At 72.1% G+C, this 22,080-nt stretch carries 22 protein-coding genes and 1 pseudogene; 6 read left to right on the top strand and 17 right to left on the bottom strand.

Going from position 1 to position 22,080, the window contains the following annotated elements:
- Window positions 1-131: 131 nt before the first annotated feature.
- The 7 genes and pseudogenes from ahcY to ACYVP9_RS22570 form a co-directional block, all read right to left on the bottom strand.
- Window positions 132-1,631, bottom strand: coding sequence for an adenosylhomocysteinase (ahcY, locus tag ACYVP9_RS22540; protein ID WP_460607257.1), 1,500 nt, complete (start codon window positions 1,629-1,631; stop codon window positions 132-134).
- Window positions 1,632-1,784: 153 nt separating this feature from the next.
- Window positions 1,785-1,970: pseudogene (locus ACYVP9_RS22545) on the bottom strand (MerR family transcriptional regulator); the annotation flags it as partial.
- A 46-nt stretch (window positions 1,971-2,016) separates the two neighbouring features.
- The gene (manA, locus tag ACYVP9_RS22550; RefSeq protein WP_460607258.1) at window positions 2,017-3,156 is read right to left on the bottom strand and encodes a mannose-6-phosphate isomerase, class I; all 1,140 of its coding nucleotides are present in this window, start codon (window positions 3,154-3,156) and stop codon (window positions 2,017-2,019) included.
- Window positions 3,156-4,094, bottom strand: a complete 939-nt coding sequence (locus ACYVP9_RS22555; RefSeq protein WP_460607225.1) for a cation diffusion facilitator family transporter — start codon at window positions 4,092-4,094, stop codon at window positions 3,156-3,158. The genes manA and ACYVP9_RS22555 overlap by 1 nt, the downstream gene beginning before the upstream one ends.
- A gap of 76 nt (window positions 4,095-4,170) precedes the next feature.
- Window positions 4,171-5,325: an SIS domain-containing protein gene (locus ACYVP9_RS22560; protein ID WP_460607226.1), complete on the bottom strand. Its 1,155-nt coding sequence runs from the start codon at window positions 5,323-5,325 to the stop codon at window positions 4,171-4,173.
- Window positions 5,318-5,548 (bottom strand): Trm112 family protein, encoded by a 231-nt coding sequence (locus ACYVP9_RS22565; protein ID WP_460607227.1) that lies wholly within the window; start codon window positions 5,546-5,548, stop codon window positions 5,318-5,320. The genes ACYVP9_RS22560 and ACYVP9_RS22565 overlap by 8 nt, the downstream gene beginning before the upstream one ends.
- A gap of 2 nt (window positions 5,549-5,550) precedes the next feature.
- Complete coding sequence (locus tag ACYVP9_RS22570) at window positions 5,551-6,921, bottom strand: phosphomannomutase/phosphoglucomutase (RefSeq protein ID WP_460607228.1); 1,371 nt, start codon at window positions 6,919-6,921, stop codon at window positions 5,551-5,553.
- Between the two features lie 70 nt (window positions 6,922-6,991).
- Here ACYVP9_RS22570 and ACYVP9_RS22575 point away from each other — a divergent pair, with 70 nt between their 5' ends.
- Window positions 6,992-7,606 (top strand): TetR family transcriptional regulator, encoded by a 615-nt coding sequence (locus ACYVP9_RS22575; RefSeq protein WP_460607229.1) that lies wholly within the window; start codon window positions 6,992-6,994, stop codon window positions 7,604-7,606.
- A gap of 21 nt (window positions 7,607-7,627) precedes the next feature.
- A complete protein-coding gene (locus ACYVP9_RS22580; protein WP_460607230.1) occupies window positions 7,628-8,137 on the top strand; it encodes an SRPBCC family protein in 510 nt (169 codons plus the stop codon).
- On the opposite strand, the gene ACYVP9_RS22585 is transcribed toward ACYVP9_RS22580, so the two are convergent.
- Complete coding sequence (locus ACYVP9_RS22585; RefSeq protein WP_460607231.1) at window positions 8,091-8,441, bottom strand: DUF3499 domain-containing protein; 351 nt, start codon at window positions 8,439-8,441, stop codon at window positions 8,091-8,093. The two genes, ACYVP9_RS22580 and ACYVP9_RS22585, sit on opposite strands and share 47 nt — an antisense overlap.
- 76 nt (window positions 8,442-8,517) lie before the next feature.
- Between ACYVP9_RS22585 and ACYVP9_RS22590 the strand changes: the two genes are divergently transcribed.
- On the top strand, window positions 8,518-8,991 hold the full coding sequence (locus tag ACYVP9_RS22590) for a metallopeptidase family protein (RefSeq protein ID WP_460607232.1): 474 nt from the start codon (window positions 8,518-8,520) through the stop codon (window positions 8,989-8,991).
- Window positions 8,992-9,016: 25 nt separating this feature from the next.
- Here the strand turns inward: ACYVP9_RS22590 and ACYVP9_RS22595 are convergent, their stop codons facing one another.
- The gene (locus tag ACYVP9_RS22595; RefSeq protein WP_460607259.1) at window positions 9,017-9,286 is read right to left on the bottom strand and encodes a WhiB family transcriptional regulator; all 270 of its coding nucleotides are present in this window, start codon (window positions 9,284-9,286) and stop codon (window positions 9,017-9,019) included.
- Window positions 9,287-9,644: 358 nt separating this feature from the next.
- Window positions 9,645-10,568 (bottom strand): LysR family transcriptional regulator, encoded by a 924-nt coding sequence (locus tag ACYVP9_RS22600; RefSeq protein WP_460607233.1) that lies wholly within the window; start codon window positions 10,566-10,568, stop codon window positions 9,645-9,647.
- A 54-nt stretch (window positions 10,569-10,622) separates the two neighbouring features.
- On the opposite strand from ACYVP9_RS22600, the gene amaB reads away from it, so the two are divergent.
- The 3 genes from amaB (at window position 10,623) to ACYVP9_RS22615 (ending at window position 15,449) form a co-directional block, all read left to right on the top strand.
- A complete protein-coding gene (gene amaB, locus ACYVP9_RS22605; protein ID WP_460607234.1) occupies window positions 10,623-12,134 on the top strand; it encodes an aldehyde dehydrogenase family protein in 1,512 nt (503 codons plus the stop codon).
- 172 nt (window positions 12,135-12,306) lie between these two features.
- Window positions 12,307-13,821, top strand: coding sequence for a hypothetical protein (locus tag ACYVP9_RS22610; RefSeq protein WP_460607235.1), 1,515 nt, complete (start codon window positions 12,307-12,309; stop codon window positions 13,819-13,821).
- A gap of 131 nt (window positions 13,822-13,952) precedes the next feature.
- A complete protein-coding gene (locus tag ACYVP9_RS22615) occupies window positions 13,953-15,449 on the top strand; it encodes a hypothetical protein (protein ID WP_460607236.1) in 1,497 nt (498 codons plus the stop codon).
- Here ACYVP9_RS22615 and ACYVP9_RS22620 read toward each other — a convergent pair whose 3' ends face one another.
- The 7 genes from ACYVP9_RS22620 to ACYVP9_RS22650 all read right to left on the bottom strand — a co-directional run bounded on the left by ACYVP9_RS22620 (window position 15,450) and on the right by ACYVP9_RS22650 (window position 21,546).
- On the bottom strand, window positions 15,450-15,914 hold the full coding sequence (locus ACYVP9_RS22620; protein WP_460607237.1) for a pyridoxamine 5'-phosphate oxidase family protein: 465 nt from the start codon (window positions 15,912-15,914) through the stop codon (window positions 15,450-15,452). It lies immediately after the preceding gene.
- Window positions 15,915-15,989: 75 nt separating this feature from the next.
- Window positions 15,990-16,163: a CsbD family protein gene (locus ACYVP9_RS22625; RefSeq protein ID WP_460607238.1), complete on the bottom strand. Its 174-nt coding sequence runs from the start codon at window positions 16,161-16,163 to the stop codon at window positions 15,990-15,992.
- A gap of 73 nt (window positions 16,164-16,236) precedes the next feature.
- Window positions 16,237-17,085, bottom strand: coding sequence for a transglutaminase family protein (locus ACYVP9_RS22630; protein WP_460607239.1), 849 nt, complete (start codon window positions 17,083-17,085; stop codon window positions 16,237-16,239).
- Window positions 17,085-18,026: an alpha-E domain-containing protein gene (locus ACYVP9_RS22635; RefSeq protein ID WP_460607240.1), complete on the bottom strand. Its 942-nt coding sequence runs from the start codon at window positions 18,024-18,026 to the stop codon at window positions 17,085-17,087. The genes ACYVP9_RS22630 and ACYVP9_RS22635 overlap by 1 nt, the downstream gene beginning before the upstream one ends.
- Complete coding sequence (locus tag ACYVP9_RS22640) at window positions 18,020-19,597, bottom strand: circularly permuted type 2 ATP-grasp protein (RefSeq protein ID WP_460607241.1); 1,578 nt, start codon at window positions 19,595-19,597, stop codon at window positions 18,020-18,022. Before ACYVP9_RS22640 ends, ACYVP9_RS22635 begins: the two co-directional genes overlap by 7 nt.
- A 38-nt stretch (window positions 19,598-19,635) precedes the next feature.
- Window positions 19,636-20,748 carry a succinyldiaminopimelate transaminase gene (gene dapC, locus ACYVP9_RS22645; protein ID WP_460607242.1) on the bottom strand — a complete coding sequence of 371 codons (1,113 nt, stop codon included), beginning with the start codon at window positions 20,746-20,748 and terminating at the stop codon, window positions 19,636-19,638.
- A 48-nt stretch (window positions 20,749-20,796) separates the two neighbouring features.
- Window positions 20,797-21,546 carry a TetR/AcrR family transcriptional regulator gene (locus tag ACYVP9_RS22650; RefSeq protein ID WP_460607243.1) on the bottom strand — a complete coding sequence of 250 codons (750 nt, stop codon included), beginning with the start codon at window positions 21,544-21,546 and terminating at the stop codon, window positions 20,797-20,799.
- Between the last annotated feature and the right edge of the window lie 534 nt (window positions 21,547-22,080).

The following is a 22,080-nucleotide window of genomic DNA, read 5'->3' on the forward strand; positions in this document are numbered from 1 at the left end:
AGCGGGCCCGTCAGGTGGTGCTGGGTCCGGACTACATCAGAGAAGTCCGGGTCAGTAGCGGTGATCGCGCCTTCGGCGCTCAACCGGTACGTCGTCGCTCGGCAGACGAGCAAGCTCGTCTGCGCTCGCTCCTAGTAGCGGTAGTGGTCCGACTTGTACGGGCCGGCCACGTCGACACCGATGTACTCGGCCTGCTCCTTGGTGAGCTGGGTCAGCTTGGCGCCGACCGCGTCGAGGTGCAGGCGGGCGACCTTCTCGTCGAGGTGCTTCGGCAGCGTGGTGACGGTGGGCTTGCCGTCGACGATGTAGTTGTCCGGGTTCTTGTGGATCTCGATCTGGGCGATCGTCTGGTTGGCGAACGACGCGCTCATCACGAAGCTCGGGTGCCCGGTGGCGTTGCCCAGGTTCAGCAGGCGGCCCTCGGACAGCACGATGATCTTCTTGCCGTCGGGGAACGTCCACTCGTGGACCTGCGGCTTGACCTCGGTCTTCTTGATGCCGGGGACCTTCGCGAGGCCGGCCATGTCGATCTCGTTGTCGAAGTGGCCGATGTTGCCGACGATCGCCTGGTGCTTCATCGCGGCCATGTGGTCGGCCATGATGATGTCCTTGTTGCCGGTCGTGGTGATGAAGATGTCGGCCTTGCCGACGACGTCCTCGAGGGTGACGACCTCGAGGCCGTCCATGGCGGCCTGCAGCGCGCAGATCGGGTCGACCTCGGTGACGACGACGCGGGCGCCCTGGCCGCGCAGCGACTCGACCGAGCCCTTGCCGACGTCGCCGTAGCCGCAGACGACGGCGAGCTTGCCGGCGATCATGACGTCGGTGCCGCGGTTGATGCCGTCGATGAGCGAGTGGCGGCAGCCGTACTTGTTGTCGAACTTGCTCTTGGTGACCGAGTCGTTGACGTTGATCGCCGGGAACAGCAGCGTGCCGGCGCGCTCGAACTCGTACAGGCGGTGGACGCCCGTGGTGGTCTCCTCGGTGACGCCGATGATCGCGGCGCCCATGCGGGTGTAGCGGCCCGGGTGGTCGACGATCGAGCGGCGCAGCAGGTTGAGGATGACCTGGTACTCCTCCGAGTCGGTGTCCTCGGCCTGCGGCACGACGCCGCCGGTCTCGTACTCGGTGCCCATGTGGATCAGCAGGGTCGCGTCACCGCCGTCGTCGACGATGGAGTCGGGGCCGGAGCCGTCGGGCCAGGTGAGCATCTGCTCGGTGCACCACCAGTACTCCTCCAGCGTCTCGCCCTTCCAGGCGAAGACCGGGATGCCCTGGGGGTTCTCCGGGGTGCCGTTGGGGCCGACGACGGTCGCGGCGGCCGCGTGGTCCTGCGTGGAGAAGATGTTGCAGCTGACCCAGCGGACGTCGGCGCCGAGGGCGACGAGCGTCTCGGCGAGGACGGCGGTCTGCACGGTCATGTGCAGCGAGCCGGCGATCTTCTTGCCCTTGAGGGGCTGCGAGCCGGCGAACTCACGGCGCAGCGCCATCAGGCCGGGCATCTCGTGCTCGGCGAGTTCGATCTCCTTGCGGCCGAACGCGGCGAGCGACAGGTCGGCGACCTTGAAGTCGGTGACGCTGCCGGCGGAATCCGGGGTGAGCGTGCTGGTCACATGCACTCCTTCTGACATGGGCTGTCTGTGGGCGTCCACCGTGGCGAGCCGGCGGAAGATCTCCGACTCCGGTGGTGCGGCGGAGCGGTGGATCGGACCGAACCACTCGTCCACGGCGCGGGCGAGTCGCGGGTCGGTGCGCATCCGCAGCTCGAACACGATTTCGGTGATGCCGAGCTCGTGCGTGTCGAGCAGCTCCCGCAACCGTTGCAGGCGCTCGATCTGACGCGGTCCGTAATGCCGGTGACCACCCGGCGTGCGCAGCGCGGCCACGAGGCCGGCCTGCTCCAGGTACCGCAGCATCCGCTGCGACCACCCGGTCGCCGCCGCTGCCTGCGTGATGGTCATGGACTGCATCGGCAAGAAACTTACCACGGTCGTGTCAGATTCGCGGCCGGGCCTCTCAGGCGCGGGTACCGGCCACGAAGACGAGGCCGTGGCCGTCGAGCACCGCACTGGGGTTGTCGGCGGACATGAAGGCGGCCCGGCCGGGGGTCAGCGCGACGTCGCCGACCCGCGCGTCGCCCTCGACGCAGAGCACGATCAACGGCCCGCGCTCCTCGAGGGTGACCCTCCCGTCCAGGTGCAGGCGGGTGAGCCGGAAATCGCGGACGGCGACGTCGAAGGCCCCGTCCACGGACGGCAGCCGCGGGTCGAGCAGGGCCGAGAAGTCGGTGACGGCCAGCAGCTCGGGCACGTCGACGTGCTTCGGGGTGAGACCGCAGCGCAACACGTTGTCGCTGTTCGCCATGATCTCGACGCCGGTGCCGCGCAGGTAGGCGTGCACGTTGCCCGCCCCCAGGTAGATCGCCTCTCCCGGCGCGAGCACGACATGGTTGAGCAGCAGTGCCAGCACGACCCCGACGTCGCCCGGGAAGTCGGCCGCGGCCAGGGCGACGCCGCGCAGCGGGTCGTCGATCTCCCGCTCGCCGACGGCGGCGGCGAGCGCCTCGCTCAGCGCCGCGGTGTCGTCGTGGGTGAGCACCGCCTCGAACGCCGCGCGCAACGGGTCGGGCCCGGTGAGCAGCGGCTCGAGGAACGAGAGCTCCGGCACTGCGAGCCGGCTCACGAGGGCACGGGTCCGCTCGACCGGGCGGAACCCGCACAGCGCCTCGAACCCGGTGAGCGCGCACAGCAGTTCCGGCTTGTGGTTCGGGTCGCGGTAGTTGCGCTCGGGCGCGCCGCGCGGCACGCCGGCGGCGTCCTCGGCGGCGTACCCGGCGACCGCCTGGTCGAGCGTCGGGTGGACCTGGATCGACAGCGCGGTGTCGGCCGCGAGGATCTTGAGCAGGAACGGCAACCGCGGGCCGAAGCGGCTCAGGACGGCGGCACCCAGCATCCGGGCGGGATCGGCGTCGACGAGGGTGTCGAGCCGGGCGCCCGCCGCGAGCTCGTCGCCGATGGCCGGGGACGGGTCGTCGGGGTGCGCGCCGAACCACAGTTCGGCCACCGGACGTCCGTCCGGGCGCGTGCCGAGCAGCTCGGGCACCGCCGTGGTCGAGCCCCACGCGTAGTGGCGGACGACGCCGTCCAGGGCGACGATCACGTGGGCGCGACCGCGGCACCGTCGGCAGTGGAGCGGTCCAGGTCGGGTTCGAGGTACATCACCCGGGCGCTCGGCACGGCCGCGCGGACGCGGGCCTCGGCGGCGTCGATCGCGCGGGCCACGTCGGCGGCGGGCGCGCCGGGCGGCATCGCGACCTTCGCCGCGACGAGCAGCTCGTCCGGGCCGAGGTGCATCGTGCGCAGGTGGATCACCCGCTCGACGCCCTCCCCCACGAGGGCGCGCTCGATCGCACTCACCTGCACCGGCGCGGCCGACTCGCCGAGCAGCAGGCTCTTGGTCTCGACCACGAGCACGCAGGCGACCGCGATGAGCAGCGCACCGATGGCGCAGGTGCCGATGCCGTCCCAGACCGGCTCGTCGGTCAGGGTCGCCAGGCCGACACCGCCCAGGGCCAGGACCAGACCGGTCAGCGCGGCGATGTCCTCGAGCAGGACGACCGGCAACTCGGGGTTCTTGGCGTGCCGGATGAAGCCGATCCACGTGTCGTCGCCCTTGACGTGCCGCGACTCCTTGACCGCCGTGCGCAGCGAGAACGACTCGAGCCCGATCGCGGCCACGAGCACGACGACGGCCACGATCGGTGACTCGAGCTCGTGCGGGTGGCGGATCTTCTCGATGCCCTCGTAGAGGGCGAACAACCCGCCCGCGGAGAACAGCATGAGCGCCACGAGGAAGCCGTAGACGTAGCGGTCGCGCCCGTAACCGAATGGGTGGTCGGCGTCGGCGCGGCGCTTCGCCTGGCGCTGGCCGCGCAGCAGCAGACCCTGGTTGCCGGAGTCGACGACCGAGTGCACGCCCTCGGCCAGCATCGACGACGACCCGGTGATCGCGAACGCGACGAACTTGATCACCGCGATGCCGAGGTTGGCGCCCAGCGCCGCGAAGATCGCCTTCGAACTGCCACCCGCGCTCATGCACGTCCTCGCTTCGCTCCGGGCGCGCACGAGGCACCAGGCGCGCTGTGACCCCGGTTCGCTACGCACGCTCCGCTCACGGGGCCTCCTCGGGGGACGGTGCACCGGGATCGCGTCCCAGCCCGAAGGCCAGGTACGCGGCGGTGAAATCGCCGAACGCGGTGGCCGCGGCGAAACGGGTGACGGGCATGCCGCTGGGCACGTCGACCCCGGACGCGCGCAGCCCGAGAGCGGACGCCAGCTGCCGCAGCGCGGCCGCCGCGCGCCGCGCCGCCACCTCGTCGAGCTGGATCTGGGCCTCGGAGCGCTCGCCCAGCAGCGGGTCGTCCGGACTGCCGTCGTCGCCCACGACGAGCAGCCGGGCGCGGCGCGCCGGCACGTCGTCGACCCGGTCGCGGAACAGGTCGTCCGCGGCATCCGCACCGGTGGTGGCGGAGCGGCGCAGCAACGACGCGGCGCGCCCGGCGCCGTCGGGCAGCGACACCGAGGTCGAGGCGGCCCCCGCGAACAGTTGCAGCGAATCGCTCACGGCGCGGGCGGCCACACCGGCGACGGCGCCGGCCCCGGCGACCAGCGGGTCGGCCTCGGCGAACTCGGCCGCCAGCGCCTTGGCCGGGTTGGTGAACGCCTCGCCGTCGGGACGGCAGGCCTCGGCCTGTGCGTCGAGGGCGTCGGCGGTCTCGATGAGTTCCTCGCGCGGCATCGTGGCGAGACCGAGCACGTCCAGGGCCTGCAGCAGCGGCGCGAGCACCGACCACCGGGACGCCCGCGGGTGCAGCGAGCCCGGCAGTTCGTGCAGCGGCGAGCGGCCGGCCGCGGCCGCGAGCTGGGTGCCGCCCGGGGCGACGACGGCGGTCACGAGTCCCCGCCGGGACGCCTGCGCGGCCAGCTCGGCCAGGCGCCGGTTGCGGCCGTCGACCGACCCGATCAGCAACGCGTCGGCCGGGCCGGCCCACCGGGGCAGCTCGGCGCCGTGCCACGTCATGGCCGGCGCGCGGGTGCACGCCAGGCGGGTGATCAGTCGTGAGGCGCCCGGCGCCCCGTCCGTGGCCACGAGCAGGGCGCGCGGCGGGCCGGCATCGGCGAGCCGATCGACGCCGAAGTCGCCCTCGGTCTCGACCGCGCGCCGCACCTGGGCGCCGGCGGTCGCCAGCGCCCAGAGAAGCCGGTGCTCGTCGCGCTGGTCGAGGCGGGCCGGGTCGTCGAGGACCGCCTCGTCGAACTCAGCCACCCGACCCGGTTCCCGCCGCGACCCCGAGACCGTTCGGGCCGGGCTCGGCCTCGTCGGGCAGCAGGACCGGGATCGACTGTCCGCCCACGGTGTCGATGCGGAAGACGGACGCGCAGTGGGTGCAGACCAGCACGTCCGCACCGTCACGGCGATCGGGGCGCAGCGCAGCGTGGTCGTCGCTGGGGCACGCCAGCACCGACAGCAGCAGGTCGTCGAGCGTCACCGTCAGCCCCGGATCGCCTGGAGCGCCTCGTCGCGGGCGGCGGCCATCGCGTCCTCGGTGGGGCCCTCGACGTTGAGGCGCAGCAGCGGCTCGGTGTTCGAGGCGCGCACGTTGAACCACGTACCGTCCGGCAGCTCGACGGTCAGCCCGTCGAGCTCGTCGATGCTGCTCGCGCGCTCGGCGAAGGTCTCGCGGATCTTCTCGACCCGCGCGGCCTGGTCGTCGACGGTGGTGTTGATCTCGCCGGAGGCGACGTAGCGCGAGAACTCGGCGGTGAGGTCGGCCAGCGTGCCCGGCTGCTCGCCGAGCGCGGCGAGCACGTGCATCGCGGCGAGCATGCCGGTGTCGGCGAACCAGAAGTCGCGGAAGTAGTAGTGCGCCGAGTGCTCGCCGCCGAAGACCGCGTTCGCCTTGGCCATCTCGGCCTTGATGAACGAGTGCCCGACGCGGGTGCGGATGGGCTCGCCCCCGTGTTCGCGGACGATCTCGGGCACGGCGTGGGACGTGATCAGGTTGTGGATCACCGCGCTGCCGGGCGACTTCACCAGCTCGCGGGTGGCCACCAGAGCGGTGATCGCGCTGGGCGACACCGCCTTGCCCTCGGCGTCGACGACGAAGCAGCGGTCGGCGTCGCCGTCGAAGGCGACGCCCAGGTCGGCGCCCTCGGCCACGACGCGCTGCTGCAGGTCGACGATGTTCGCGGGCTCCAGCGGGTTGGCCTCGTGGTTGGGGAACGAGCCGTCGAGTTCGAAGTACAGCGGCACGATGTCGAGCGGGAGGGCCGGTAGCACGCTGTCGCCCAGCACCGCCGGGACGGTGTAACCGCCCATGCCGTTGCCGGCGTCGACGACGACCTTCAGCGGACGGATGCCCGAGAGGTCGACGAGACCGCGCAGGTGCGCGGCGTAGTCGGCGAGGAGGTCCTCGAGCTGCTCGACGTCGTTCACCTGGCCGGTCTCGGGGACGCCCTCGTCGAGGTAGCGGCCGGCGAGATCGCGGATCTCGGACAGGCCGGTGTCCTGGCCGATGGCCACCGCGCCGGCGCGGCACAGCTTGATGCCGTTGTACTTCGCCGGGTTGTGGCTCGCGGTGAACATGGCGCCCGGCAGGTCGAGGTGACCGGAGGCGAAGTAGAGCATGTCGGTCGAGGCGAGCCCGCCCTCGACGACGGACGCGCCGCGCAGCATCGCGCCCTGCGCGAAGGCGCGCGCCAGGCCGGGGCCCGACTCGCGCATGTCGTGGGCGGTGACCAACCGGGTCGCCCCCGTGACGTCGACGAACGCGGCGCCGATGGCCCTCGCGATCGACTCGTCGAGCTGGTCGGGCACCACGCCCCGGACGTCGTACGCCTTCACCAGTGCCGAAAGGTCCACGTCGGTCACCCTAGTGGCGTCGCGGCCGCGGCATAGCCCCCACCGCACGGCAGGTGCCTACAGTGACGCCGTGCCAGCCGTGCCCGAGGTGCCAGCAGCGCCCGCCCGGTCGACGGGTTCGCCGCGTGGCATGGCCCGGCGCGAGGACCTGCTCGAGCGCGTCACCGAGGACCTGCTCGCCCACGGCCTTGCCGACTTCTCGCTGCGCCGCGTGGCGCAGGCCGCCGGCACCACCCACAAGGTGCTGCTCTACCACTTCGGCAGCGCCGAGCACCTGCTCGCGGCCGCGGTCTCCCGGGTGCGCGCACGTCGCATCGACAGCGGCCTGGCCGCGGCGCTCGCGGTCGACGGCAGTCTCGCCGAGCGGGTGCTCGCCCTGTGGCCGGCGCTGATCGGCGCCGAGGCCGACGTGCTCGACCAGGCGATGGGGCTGGCGATGTACCACCCCGAGCGCTACGGCGCCCTGGCGCACGACGCGCTGGTCGAGTACCTGCCGCCGCTGCGCCGGCTGTGCCCGGCCGACTGGGACGCCGGGCGCACCGAGGAGATCGCCGGCCTCGTCCTGGCCACGCTGCGCGGCCTGATCCTCACCCGGCGCACCAGTCCGGACGACTTCGACGCCGGCTTCGCCCTGGCGGCGCTGGCCCGGGCGCTGGAGCGCGAGGAGGCTCTCGACCAGAAGTGAACCGCGTGGTTCACTTTGGCCATGACCTCTGCCGAGCCCCGTCCCCTGACCGCCACCCTGGACGTCGCGGCCCCGGCCGACGCGCTGTGGGCGGTGGTGTCCGACGTCGGGCGCACCGGCGAGTGGTCGCCCGAGTGCCGCGCCGTCACGGCGCTGGGCGGGGTGCGCCGCGGCGGGTTGCTGCTCGGCCGCAACCGGCGCGGCGGCACCCGCTGGGTGACGCTGTCGCGCATCACCGAGGTCGAGCCCGGACGGGCGATCGGGTGGACGGTGCTGACCAACCGCTCGCAGTGGCGCTACGAGCTGCAGTCGCTCGGACCGGACACGACGCGTGTCGTGCAGACCCGGCGCACGCCGCGCGGCGAGGGACGGTTCGCGCTGTGGTTCACGCGCCGGTTCCTGGACGGTCAGGCCACGCACGACGACGAGCTGGAGGCCGGCATGGCCGACGGGCTGCGGCGGATCGCCGAGCTGGCGACCGGTGTCAGTGCGCCGGCGGGACGACCCGCAGGTGACCGCGACGCCCGGTGAAGGCGTCGCCCTCACCACGGGGCGCGGACGGTTCGGTGCGCGCGGCCTCGCGGACGGCGTCGGCCAGGGCCTCGAGGTCGTCGGCGTGCGGGATCGGCGACGGGAACTCGCCGACGTGTCGCATGACCTCCCAGCCGCGCGGGACGGTCAGGCGTACCGCGTGCTCCTCGCACAGGTCGTAGGAGTGCGGCTCGCTGTAGGAGGCGAGCGGCCCCACGACGGCGGTCAGGTCGGCGTACGCGTACGTCAGCGTCGCGACCGCCGCCCGGGGGCAGCCGGTGCGGGTGCAGCGTCGCGGCGTCACAGCTTGGGACCATAGCCGCGCGTCCGCCGTCGCTGCGACGACGCGCCGAGCCACCGCCGATGCGTACGCTGACGGGGTGCGCAGTCGAAGCGGACCGGTCGCGCGCCCCGCGCGCGGGCCCCGTCGCGGCCGCCGCCGGGACCGTCGCGGCCGCGGCCTGCGCGGCCACCTCGCCCCGGCGTCCGTGCCACTGCACCGCACCCGCAGCGAGTCCTTCGACGATCTGGTGATGGCCGCCGTCGACGAGCTCGAACGCCACTGGGCGGCGGAGCTGGCGGGCCTGGAGTTCGCCGTGGAGGACGTGCCACCCGACACCTCGGCGCGGCTCGACCTCGGACCGGAGGCGGTCACCGACCGCGGTGTCGTGCTCGGACGGTTGTTCCGCGAGGGGCTGCCGGACATCCCGCAGCCGGTGGTGGTGGTCTACCGGCGCCCCGTCGAGGCGCGCGCGCTCGAGCGCGACGACTGCGCCGACCTGGTGTTCATGGTCGTGGTCGACCTCGTCGCCGAGTTCCTCGGCAAGGACATCGACGAACTCGACCCGCCGTAACCGCGGGCCGCAGCGGTCGGACGGGTCAGACGGCGCTCTTCTTCAGCCGCCGCCGCTCGCGCTCGCTGAGCCCGCCCCAGATGCCGAAGCGCTCGTCGTGCTGCAGCGCGTACTCGAGGCACTCGCTGCGCACCTCGCAGCCGGTGCAGATCTTCTTCGCCTCGCGGGTGGAGCCGCCCTTCTCGGGGAAGAACGCCTCGGGGTCGGTCTGGGCGCACAGCGAGCGCTCGTGCCAGCTCGCCTCCTCGGGCAGCCCGAAGATGTCGGCGAGCAGCTGGTCGTCGGCTCCGTCGATGGACGTCTCGGTGGACGTGTCGAGGGAGTTCTCGAGAGAACGGGTCACGGGTGGCCTCCGGTGGACGGGTTGGGCCGGGTGGGGGGCTGGTACTGGTCCTGCGATGTCGTACGCGTACTGCGGTGCGGGCGGCCGTCGCTGATGACGTTCCTGAAATTACACGCGTGTCGTTCCGAGGTGTCAACCCGGGCGGCTGCTACTCCCGCGCGACACGCCGGTATGTCCCGATCCGGTCGCGCATCGTGCCGGTCGCGGTGCCGATCGCGGTGCCGATCGCGGTGCCGAACGCGGTACCGGCGCGGTACCGGCGCGGCGCCGAACGCGGTGCCGAACTCGCCGTTCCGGGGACCGAGCGGGCTCACCGCGAGGTCGCGGCGGCCGCGATCGCGTCCAGGACCGCGGCAACGGCCGGACGGGCCGCGACGGCGGGCCGCGCCACGGTGAGCAACCGGCGGGTGGGCGCGGGGTCGCGCAGCGGGCTGAGCGTCACCTCGTCCCCCGTCCCCGCACCCGCCGTCCCGAGCGAGCGGGCCGGCAGCACCGCCACGCCGTGACCGGCCGCGACCGCGCGCCGCAGCAGCAGCATGTCGTCGGTCTCCCACCGCACCCGGGGCTCGAAACCCGCGGCGCGACAGGCACCCCGGACCGCCCGTCCGCACGCCGCCGCCTCCGGCGGCATCACCCAGTCGGCGTCGGCGAGGTCGGCAAGCCCCGGACGGCGACGCGGAGTGCCGGCGTGCACCAGTACGAGCGGTTCGACGAGCAGCTCGCGCACCTCCGTGGCCTCCGGCAGGGCGAGCGGGACGAGGTCGTACTCGTCGACGACGGCGATCTCGACGTCACCGGTGAGCAGCAGCGCGCTGCCGCGGTCCGGTTCGGCCGCGGTCACCGAGACCGACACCTCGGGCGCGTCGAGCCGCAGGCCGGTGACGGCGTCGCACACGAAGGTCGCCGCGGCGCTCGCGACGGCAGCCACCCGCACCCGTCCGGCGACCGCGCCGCTGAGCCGGTCGAGCTCGGCGCGGGTGCCCGAGAGCAGGTCGAGCACCTCCCCCGCCCGTTCGGCGAGCAGCCGTCCGGCCGCGGTCAGCTCGACGCCGCGCGACGACCGCTCGAGCAGCGAGGCCCCCGCGTCGCGCTCGAGCGCGGACAGCTGCTGCGAGACCGCGGACGCGGTGATGCCCACCGTGCGCGCCGCCCCCGCGATCGAGCCGCGCAGGCCGACCTCGCGCAGCAGCCGCAGCCGGCCGACGTCCCAGTGCTCGGCGCCGCGCTCTGCCATAAGCCGAACTTACGGCATAGACTCGTCGGACCTAAGCAATCCGAAGGAGTCGCCGTGCCCGACCAGACCGACCTCGCCGCCCACGCCGCCGAGATCCTCGCCCGCCTCGGCGTCGAGCTCACCGACGGCGACCAGCCGGCGCGCAGCCCGATCACCGGCGCCGAGCTCGCCCGGGTCCGGGCGCACACCGCCGACGAGGTGCGCGACACGGTGTCGGCCGCGCACGAGGCGTTCCTGCAGTGGCGCGCGGTGCCCGGCCCGGTGCGCGGCAACCTGGTGCGCGAGCTGGGCAACCTGCTGCGCGAGCACAAGGACGACCTCGGCGCCCTGGTGTCGATCGAGGCCGGCAAGATCCGCTCCGAGGGCCTCGGCGAGGTCCAGGAGATGATCGACATCTGCGACCTGGCGGTCGGCCTGTCGCGGCAGCTGTTCGGGCTGACCATCGCCTCCGAGCGGCCCGGCCACCGGATGATGGAGCAGTGGCACCCGCTCGGTGTCGTCGGCGTCATCAGCGCCTTCAACTTCCCGGTCGCCGTGTGGTCGTGGAACGCCGCGCTCGCCCTCGTCTGCGGCGACCCCGTCGTGTGGAAGCCGTCGGAGAAGACGCTGCTCACCGCGCTCGCCTGCCATGCGCTCGCCCAGGAAGCCGCCCGCCGCGTCGGTGCGCCCGAGCACCTGTCGTCCGTCGTGATCGGCGGCAAGGAGGTCGGCGAAGCACTCGTCGACGACCACCGCGTCGCGCTCGTCAGCGCCACCGGCTCGACCCGCATGGGTCGCGAGGTCGCGCCCCGTGTGGCCTCCCGCTTCGGCAAGCTGCTGCTCGAGCTCGGCGGCAACAACGCCGCCGTCGTCGCGCCGTCCGCCGATCTGGACCTCACCGTCCGCGGCATCGTCTTCTCCGCCGCCGGCACCGCGGGCCAGCGCTGCACCACCCTGCGCCGCGTGATCGCGCACTCCTCGATCGCCGACGAGCTGTGCGAGCGCATCGCGTCCGCCTACGCCACGCTGCCGATCGGCTCGCCGCTCGACGAGGGCACCCTCGTGGGCCCGCTGGTCGACGAGGCGTCCTACCGCGGCTACGCCGACGCCCTCGAGAAGGCGAAGGCCAACGGCGGCACCGTGCTGGCCGGCGGCGAGCGCGTGCTCGCCGACGAGCACCCGGACGCCTACTACGTGCAGCCGGCGCTCGTCCGCATGCCGACGCAGTCGGAGATCGTCCGGGCGGAGACGTTCGCGCCGATCCTCTACGTGATGACCTACGACGACTTCGACGACGCGCTGGCGATGCACAACGACGTGCCGCAGGGGCTGTCGAGCTCGATCTTCACGATGGACGTCCGCGAGGCCGAGCGCTTCGTCTCGGCCACCGGCAGCGACTGCGGCATCGCCAACGTCAACATCGGGCCGTCGGGCGCGGAGATCGGCGGCGCGTTCGGCGGCGAGAAGGAGACCGGCGGCGGTCGCGAGTCGGGCTCGGACGCGTGGAAGGCCTACATGCGCCGCGCCACGAACACCGTCAACTACTCGACCGAGCTCCCGCTCGCCCAGGGCGTCGAGTTCGGCTGATCGACCGTCCGTCCGCGAGGGCCGGCCGGGGCGTCCCCGGCCGGCCCTCGCGCGTCCGGAACCCGTTCGGCCGGGCAATCGGGTCTTTCGGGGCCTACCGGCCCCGGTTACCCGGTGTCACGATCCGCTCGCGCGCCTCACCGGGCGCCGACACGAGCGGACGGGGACGACAGTGGCAGGAACGGCACAGCTCACGAAGACGTGGTGGGAGAAGAACCGCCCGGACGGGGTGAGCAAGACGGGCATCGGCGACGCCCTGCGCAAGTTCGAGATCGCCGTCGCGAAGGACGACGACACCCAGGTGCTCAAGTCGATCAGCGAACTGCGGGACAAGGTCGCGGCGACGCTGAAGAGCACCGACAAGGGCAAGCACCCGAAGACGGTGACGACGCTCAAGGAGTACGACACCCTGCTGGACAAGCAGGAGGAGCTGGCCAAGGGACGCATCGCCCGGGCGAAGGCCGCGCCGACGGGTGCGCCGGCCCAGCAGGTCGGCAAGGACGTCACGGTGTGGGGCATCGACCTCGGCGTCGAGGCGACCAAGGTCGTCGATCCCGCGTGGCTCGGCGACTTCAAGGGCTTCACGATGTCGCTCACCCTCAACGACGACATCCTGACCGTGCTCGAGAAGGCGAAGGACGTCGTCACCCCGGCGTTCATGGTCGAGGACGCGCAGAAGGTCGGCGCCGAGGCGGTGGCGCAGGTGGTCACCAAGATCAAGCAGCTCGACTCCAAGGCCTCGCAGCTCAGCGCCGCCGACCTGGCGAAGGCCCGCGACATCCTCCGCAACCAGGTCGTCGACGTCCTGAAGTTCGCCGAGCCGCAGCTCAAGGCCATCCCGAAGGCCCGCTGGGAGCGCTTCGTCGCCCGCAACCAGCAGTACAAGGACTACAAGATCAAGTCGGGCGTCAAGGTCACCGTCGGCGTTCTCACGGTCGCCGGCAGCGCCGCCGCCATCGCCGGATCGCAGGGAGCCGCGCTGCCCCTGGCCATCGTGAGCATGGTGCGCGGGTGCACCGCGATCGTGAAGACCTGCTACGACCTGGCCCTCGACGCCGACAAGGTGGGCAAGGACCTCAAGGCCGACATCGAGACCCTGCAGAAGCGCTACCAGGACGCGAGCAGGACACAGCAGGGCGCGATCGAGGCCGGTGCCTCCGTGCTCAAGGGCATCCTCGGCACCGACGCCCCGTTCGTCGCCACGCTGCCGAAGGCACGTGCGAACTACGAGCTGTGGGACAACAAGGTCGCCGGGGTCACCGTCAACGGCCGCAAGGCCGGCAAGGCGATCAAGATGACGCTGGCCAAGTGCGACGAGCTCGAGGCCAAGCTCAAGACGGTCCCCGACAAGAAGGCCAAGGACGTCTACAAGCAGCTGGTGGCGGCACGCGCCAAGGTCAACGACGCGCTCGACGGTGTCGCCGACCTCATGGGCAAGGTGCGCCGCTTCGAGGAGGCCGGTCCGCAGCTCGAGCAGGCGCTCGCCGAACTCGAGAGCGACAACCCGAAGTGGGCGGTCGTCTTCGACAAGCTGTTCCCCACCGCGGTGAGCCTCGCCCTGGCGGCAGCGTCCGCCGGTGAGGGTTTCAAGGCAGCGCAGAGTCTGCTGGAGACCGTGAACGCCGCCGTGGGCCTGACGCAGGAGTTCGCGTCCAGCGGCAAGGACCAGTGGGAGCAGTGGGTCTGAGCGTCGGCGGGCGCCACTGAGAACCGCGCGATCCGGGGCAGGGGCGGCAGGACCATCGCCCCTGCCCCGGTTGCGTTCTCGCTGTCAGGATGTGGCGACACCTAACGCGAACTTCATCGGAGCGCAGAGTCATGAAGCCCGGAGCGACCCCCCAGCTCACCAAGAAGTGGTGGGACGACAACAAGGCCAGGACCCTGCAGAAGACGGGCATCGGCGACCTCCTCGCGCGCTTCCAGATCGCGGTCACGAAGAAGGACGAGCCGCTCGTCCTCAAGACGATCTCCGAACTCGAGGGCAAGATCGCCGACGCCATCAAGCGCGCCGACCCGAAGCAGCACGCCGAGACGATCGCCGGCCTGCACAAGTACACCGCCCAGCTCGGCGACCAGCGCAAGGCCGCGCACGCCCGGATCGAGAAGGCGAAGACGCCGCCGCCGCAGAAGTTCGGCAGGCCCGGCGTGCTCTGGGAGATCGACGTGTCGGCCCAGGTGCGCAAGAAGGCCGATCCCGACTGGCTGGCGACCTTCACCGGCTGGACGCTCAAGCTGGTGCTCGACGACGAGCTGATCCACACGATCCGCGGCAACGGCGAGGCCGCCATCCTGCAGTTCATGGTGTCGGACGCGCAGAAGGTCGGCGACGGCGTCGTCAAGGCGCTGGCCGACCGGGTCGCCGACCTCGACTCGCTGCCGGGCAAGTCGCCCCAAGACACCGACGCCGCCCGCGAGAACTTCCAGCGCGACGTCACCAAGGTCATGCAGGCGGCCGAGGCACGGCTCAAGGCCATCCCCGAGGAGCGCTGGAAGCTCTTCGTCTCCCGGCAGAAGCAGTACACGGTCTACAAGGTGAAGTCCGGCGTCGCCGTCACGGCGGGCACGCTCGGCATCGTCGCGAGCGCGGCCGGCATCGTCGGCACCGGCGGCGCGGGCCTCGCGCTGGGCATCATCGGCCTCACCCGGGGCGCCGCCACCCTCACCACCCAGCTGGTCGACCTCTACGTCGAGGCCGACACCGTCGGCGACCGGCTGAAGAAGAGCTGCGACACCCTCACCGGGCGCTACACCAGCGCCAAGAAGCAGGCCGGCAACGAGGTGGGCGCCACGATCATCCGCGGGCTGCTCGGCACGAACCCGTTCGTCGACTCGCTGCCCGAGGCCGAGAAGACCTTGAAGCTCTGGAGCGACAAGGTCGCGGGGTTGTCCGGCAAGCTGCAGGAGACCTCCGACAAGATCACCGAGGCCATCGACCAGTCCGGGTTGCTCGAGCAGAAGATCCGCCGCGCCGAGAGCAAGGAGGCCAAGGCCGTCCTCGCCAAGCTCGAGAAGCTGCAGGCCGAGCTCGGCACGATGCTCGACAAGGCCTTCGTCGTGGGCGGCTCGATCTCGCGCTTCGAGGAGGCCCAGCCGACGGCCGAGAAGCTGTTCAAGCAGCTGCGCGACGAGAACTCGAACCTGGTGGAGATCTTCGAGAAGGGCTTCCCGCTGTTCACGAGCATGGCGCTCACCGGCGTGAACGCCGCCCAGGGATTCTCCGCGGCGAAGGACGCGCAGAAGTACGCCAAGGCCTCCGTGGGACTTGCCATGTCGCTCGGCAAGAACGCCAAGGAGCTCTACGAGACGCTGGGCTGATCAGCCGAGCTTGCGGAAGTCCCAGCTGACGATCTTCGACGGGACGACCCGCAGCCAGGCGTGACGCTCGTCGTGGTACATGTCGTCCCCGCCCATGTATTTGCGCGCGAATGCGCTTTCGACCTCGGCGGGAGCTCCGACGCCGTCGACGGTGCGTGGCACGTCGCCCACGACCTCGACCCGTCCGGTGATCTCGACACCCCGCAGCTCGAGGTAGTCCTCCCCCGCGTCGACGACGACACCGATACGCGGGTCGGCCTGCAGATCGGCCCAGCGCTGGCTGCGCACCAGCGACGTGAGCCACAGGCTGCCGCCCTGCCAGACGAACCACAGCGGCGTGGCGTGCGGCCCGTCCGAACCGACCGTCGCCACGCGGCAGGTGCGTTCGGAGGCGAGGAACTCGTCCCGCTCCTCGTCGGTCATCGCGATCTTCCGGGACCGCCGCTGGGGGCGCAGCTCGCTCATGGCCGAAATCTATCCGGACACGACGAAGGCCCGGGGCGACGGCCCCGGGCCTTCGTGCGACACCGCCGTGGCGGGTCAGTTCTTGAACGCGTCCTTGACCTTCTCGCCCGCGTCCTTCAGATCGGCCTTGCTCTGGTCCTTGCGACCCTCGGCCTCCGTGTCGCGGTCACCGGTGGCCCTGCCAAGAGCTTCCTTGGCCTTGCCGCCGGCGTCCTCGATCTTGTTCTTGATCTTGTCGGTCGCGCTCATCACCACTCCTCGGGCTGCTCGCGTGTGCGGACACCCAACGGGTACCCGCGGCGTACCGACCGGTAACCGGCAATCACGCCAAGCGGACGAGTTCCACGCTGACGCTCAGGTCGGTGGTGCGGTGCGGTCCGGCGACGACGCCCTTGATGGGCGGGACGTCGCCGTAGTCGCGTCCCGCCCCGATCATCACGTGCCGCTCGGCGACCTCCGCGCGGTTCGTGGGATCGAACGGCGCCCACTCCCCGAGCCGGCACTCCACCCAGGCGTGGCTCTCGCCCTCGGCGGACTCGCCGACGGCGGGCTCCGCGACCGGGTGCAGGTAGCCGGACACGTAGCGGGCCGGCAGGCCCACGTGGCGCAGTGCGCCGACGAGGATGTGCGCGTAGTCCTGGCAGACGCCGCTGCGTGCGGCCCACGCCTCGGCGGCGGTGGTCTGCACCTCGGTCGCGCCGCGCACGTAGGTCATCGCGTCGTGCACCGCGTCGCCGATGCGACGGGCCGCCTCGGCCGGACGGTGCTCGGCGGCGAGCGCGTCGGCCAGTGCCGCCACCTCGGGCGGCGGGGCGGTGGCCGGGGTCTGCGTGAGGTACTCGACGAACTCGTCGGTCACGGCGCGGTCGCGCACCTCGTCCCAGCTCGGGTCGCCCGGCACCGGCCGCCGGCGGGCGTCGATCTCGACCAGGCTGGTGGCCCGCACCTCGAGCGCGCGGTGGGCGGTGTTGGCCTCGAACACCCGGACCTCCGTGCCCCAGTAGTCGGTGAAGCGGTGGTGCCACGACGACGGGTCGACCTGCAGTGACGACTCGAGGGTCGTCTGCCACGCGGTCTGGGCGGGGGTCAGCCGCGCCTCGTTGAACGACGCGATGACGCTGTGGTCGTACTCGTACCGGGACGTGTGGGTGATGCGGTAGCGGGCGCCCATCAGCTCGCCATCCAGGAGGTGACGACCGCGCGGGGGAAGTAGCGCTGCGCCACCGCGTCGCCGGCCACCGAGCATGCGCTCTGCACCCGTTCCATGAGCTGGTAGACGTCGTCGAGCAGCTCGGTGGGCGAGGCGAACTCCAGTTCCGAGCGGATCATGCCGAGCACCCGGTGCGCCTTCACCGCGCTGCCGGACTTGCCCGTCCGCTCGAGGCCGCCGTGCCAGGCGGCCAGCCGGTCGAGCGACTTCTCCGCCACTACCAGCGCGCTCATCAACGAGCGCGGGAACAGCGGGTCGAGCAACAGGAACTCGGCCGAGCGCCGCTCGTCGACCGCGCCGCGCGCGCTGCGCAGGAACGCCTGGTACGCGCCGCAGCTCTGCAGCAGCGTGACCCACGACGGCCCGGCGTCCCCGGCGAGAGAGCGGGCCGCGGCCATGCGGGCGATCATGTCGGCACGTTCGATGCTGCGTCCGAGCAGCATGAAGTGGAACGCCTCGTCGCGCGCCAGCGTCCCGTCCGCGACGCCGTTGAACATCGCCGAGCGTTCCCGCACCCAGGCGAGGAACGGGAAGGGGTAGGTGCGGCGCGCCGGCTTGTTGGCCTCGTGCCACGTGACGTTGAGCGTCTCCCACAGTTCGGACGACACGATCTCGCGGGAGCGGCGGGCGTTCTCGCGGGCCGCGCCGATGGAGCCGAGCACGGAGGCCGGGGTCGACCGGTCGTAGACGAGGGTCTGCAGCACCTCCTCGCGTCGCACCACCGCCGAGGGGTCCGGATCGTGACCCATCGCCGACAGCAGTGACGCGCAGACCGCCTCCTCCGGGGCCCACGGGTCGTCGAGCAGGCGGCTGAGGTGCACGTCGACGATGCGGCTGGTGTCCTCGGCGCGCTCGACGTAGCGACCGATCCAGTAGAGCGACTCGGCGATGCGGCTCAGCACGTCGCGTCCTTCCCCTGCTGCTGCTGCATCTGCTGCTGCCGGATCTCCATGTCGATGGCCGACTCGACGGCGGGCAACGCGGCGTGCTCGGGCTTCGGTTTCGGTGCCGGACGCGGGGGCGCGCCGTGCCGCTCCCCGGCGAGCACCCAGGTGTCCTTCGACCCGCCGCCCTGGCTGGAGTTCACGACCAGCGAGCCCTCGGGCAGGGCGACCCGTGTCAGCCCGCCGGGCAGCACCCACACGTCGTCGCCGTCGTTGACCGCGAACGGGCGCAGGTCGACGTGGCGCGGCGCGATCGTGTCGTCGATGAGCGTGGGGACGGTCGACAGCTGCACGACCGGCTGCGCGATCCAGCCGCGCGGGTCGGCGATCAACCGCGAACGCAGCGCGTCGAGTTCGGAGCGCGTGGCCTGCGGGCCGATCACGAGACCCTTGCCGCCGGCGCCGTCGACCGGCTTCACGACGAGCTCGTCGAGGCGGTCGAGCACCTCCTCGAGCGCGCCCGGGTCCTCGAGCCGCCAGGTGTCGACGTTCTTGAGCACCGGCTCCTCGCGCAGGTAGTAGCGGATGAGGTCCGGGAAGTAGGTGTAGATCAACTTGTCGTCGGCGACGCCGTTGCCCACCGCGTTCGCGATGGTCACGTTGCCGGCGCGGGCGGCGGTGAGCAGCCCGGGACACCCGAGCATCGAGTCGTGGCGGAACTGCACGGGGTCGAGGAAGTCGTCGTCGACGCGGCGGTAGATGACGTCCACCCGGCGCTCGCCGGACGTGTCGCGCATGCGGACGACACCGCCGGAGCACACCAGGTCGCGTCCCTCGACGAGCTCGACGCCCATCGCCCGGGCGAGCCAGGCGTGCTCGAAGTAGGCGCTGTTGAACACGCCGGGCGTGAGCACGACGACGGTGGGTTCGGCGACCCCGGCAGGCGCGGCGGCGCGCAGGGCGGCGAGCAGCCGCTGCGGGTAGTGCGACACCGGCCGCAGCCGCACCTTGCCGAGCACGTCCGTCCACTGCTGCCGCATGGCGGCGCGGTTGGCGAGCACGTAGCTGACGCCGGACGGCACGCGCACGTTGTCCTCGAGCACCCGGAACTCGCCCTGCTCGTCCCGGATCAGGTCGATGCCGCCGACGTGGACGCGGACGCCGTTGGGCGGCTCGATGCCGTGCGCGGCGCGGTGGAAGTGGCTCGAGGACGTGATGACCGAGCGCGGGACGACGCCGTCGCTCACGACGTGGGCGCTGCCGTACACGTCGGCGAGGAACGCCTCGAGCGCGTGCACCCGCTGTCGGACGCCCGCCTCGACGGTGCTCCACGTCTCGTCGTCGATGACCCGCGGGACGATGTCGAGCGGGAACGGGCGCTCCTCGCCCCCGACGTCGAAGGTGACGCCCTGGTTGAGGTACGCGCGGGCCAGGGCGTCGACACCGGCACGCAGCTCGCCGGCACCGCTGCGTTGCAGCGACTCGTGCAGCATCCGGTAGGGGCCGCGGGCGCTGCCGTCGGCGGAGATCATCTCGTCCCACGCCGCGCCCAGCTCGTAGTGGTCGAACAGCCCGGCCGAGCTCGGCATGGTGCGGGGTCCTCCTGCGGGTCGGGCAAGCGGGTCGGTCAGGCGCCGGCGCGCGCGGCGACCACCTCGATGCGGTCGTCCGGCTGCACTGCCGCGACACGGAAGTATGCCCTGCCCTGAGGCCCGTAGAACTCGCCCGGCGATACGACGATCCCGGCGCGTTGCGCGAGGTCGCGCGCGGCCGACCAGGCGTCCCCGTCCGGGGCGGGGACCCAGAGGTAGAACGCCCCCTCCGGCAGCGGGGCGCGGTACCCGAGCGCGCCCAGGATCTCGGCCAACCGGTGCATGCGGCGGCGGTAGCGGTCGCGCTGCGCCTCGACGTGCTCGTCGTCGCCGAGCGCGAGCACGGCGGCCGCCTGCACGGGACCGGGAGGCATCAGGCCGGCGTGCTTGCGGGTCTCGCGCAGGTAGTGCACGAGCTGGGGGTCACCGGCGTAGAAGCCGATGCGCGCGCCGGCGAAGTTGTCCCGCTTCGAGAGCGAGTGCACGGCGAGAAGCCCGCTGTGGTCGCCGGTCGGCCCCAGGATCGAGGCGGCCGGGCGGGCCCACGTGAACTCGGCATAGCACTCGTCGGAGACGACGGGGATGCCGCGCACCCGGCCCCACGCCGCGGCGGCCGCCAGGTCGCTGAGCTCGCCGGTGGGGTTGCCCGGCGAGTTGACCCACACGCACAGCGCGCGGTCGGCGTCGTCGTCGGAGATGTCGTCGAGATGCAGGTAGGGCACCGCGCGGCAGCCGGCGAGGGTGGCGCCCATCGCGTACGTGGGGTAGCTGATCGCCGGGTACAGGACGGTGTCGTGGTACGGGTCGCGCAGGCGCAGGTACTGCGGCAGCGACGCGACGAACTCCTTGGTGCCGACGCACGCGGCCAGCTCGGTGGCGGGGTCGACCCGGGCGTGCAGCCGGCGGTCGAGCCAGGCGGACGCGGCCTCGCGGAACGCGGGTGTGCCGATCGAGGCGGGGTACCCGCGGCTGGTGAGGCCGGCCGACAGCGCGGCGACCACCTCGTCGGGCGGCGGGTCGCACGGGGTGCCGATCGACAGATCGACCGCGCCGCCGTCGTGCTGCGCGGCCAGCGCCGCGATCTCGTCCAGCCGCTCGTACGGGTACGGCGGGGGGACAAAGCCCTGCCGGTCGGTGTCCGCTCGCACGTCCCCAACGTAACCCGCCGGGTCCGAGCGGCGGGCGGGGTGTCGTTCTCAGCCGACGGTGGTTTCGAGGACGCGGTCGCGCAGCAGCAAGCGGACCGCGAAGCCCGCCCGGTCGGCGGTCTCGGCCCGCTCGGCGTCGGAGCGCGCCCGGCCTGCCAGTGCGATGTACCCGTGGCAGACGGCGAACACGTCCGACCACGCCGCCACCGCGGCCGGGCAGCTCGCGACGATGCCGGAGCACTGGCACGACAGCGAGGCGTGGACCAGTCGGAGCACCTCGCGCAGCCACGCGCCCCGCGCCCAGGCGAGATCCCGGCCGACGGCGGTGTCCGCCGGGCCGAAGACGACATCAAGGCCGATGCCGACTGCTCCGAGGCGCTGCACGAGCGCGCGGCACGCCGCGACGAGCAGGTCGAGCGCGTCACCCCCCGCGCCGGCCACGTCGAGCGCGTCACTGCGTGCGGACTCCACGTAGGTCGCGATCACCGCGCAGCGGAACTCGACCGCGTTGGCGAACCACGAGTACGGCGCGCCCGAACTCACCCCGGCGCGGCGGGCGCACTTCGCCAGCGAAAGCTCGGCGAAGCCGTCGCGCTCCACCATGGCAACACCCGCGTCGATCAGCAGCGGACGGATGTGCAGCGGTTCGTCAGGACGCCCCCGCCGGCGCCGCGCACGCGCGTATTCCCACTCCTCGGGAGGCGTCTCCGGCAGGTCGGGCCACGCCGCGGGAGCGGGCGGTCCGCTCGCGTCGTCCGCTGCCGGTCGGTCGTCGATCTGCCCGTCGTCGTCGTGCACATCTTCGGAATATCAGGCCGGACGAGCCGGAACGGGGTTGTCCACAGGCCGGAGTCCTCCGATGCTCCGATCCGACGACGACCTCGTTCGAAAACAATTGAGACCGCTTCACGAGACCGCTTCACGAGACCGCTTCACGAGACCGCTTCACGAAACCGCCTCACGAAACCGCCTCACGAAACCGCCTCACGAAACCGCCTCACGAAACCGCCTCACGAAACCGCCTCACGAAACCGCCTCACGAGACCGCCTCACAAGACCGCTTCACAAGACCGCTTCACAAGACCGCTTCACAAGACCGCTTCACAAGACCGCTTCACAAGACCGCTTCACAAGACCCCTCCACGGCGGGACTCGAGGCGTTCGTCCGGCTCCGGGCGCGATCTTCATGGCCCGGCGGCGGCATGGGGACGCCAGGCCCTCGACGTCGGCGGCCGACTCGTGAAGCCCACTCGTGAAGCCCACTCGTGAAGCCCACTCGTGAAGCCCACTCGTGAAGCCCACTCGTGAAGCCCACTCGTGAAGCCCACTCGT

The sequence above is a fragment of the Jatrophihabitans fulvus genome (genome assembly GCF_054781375.1).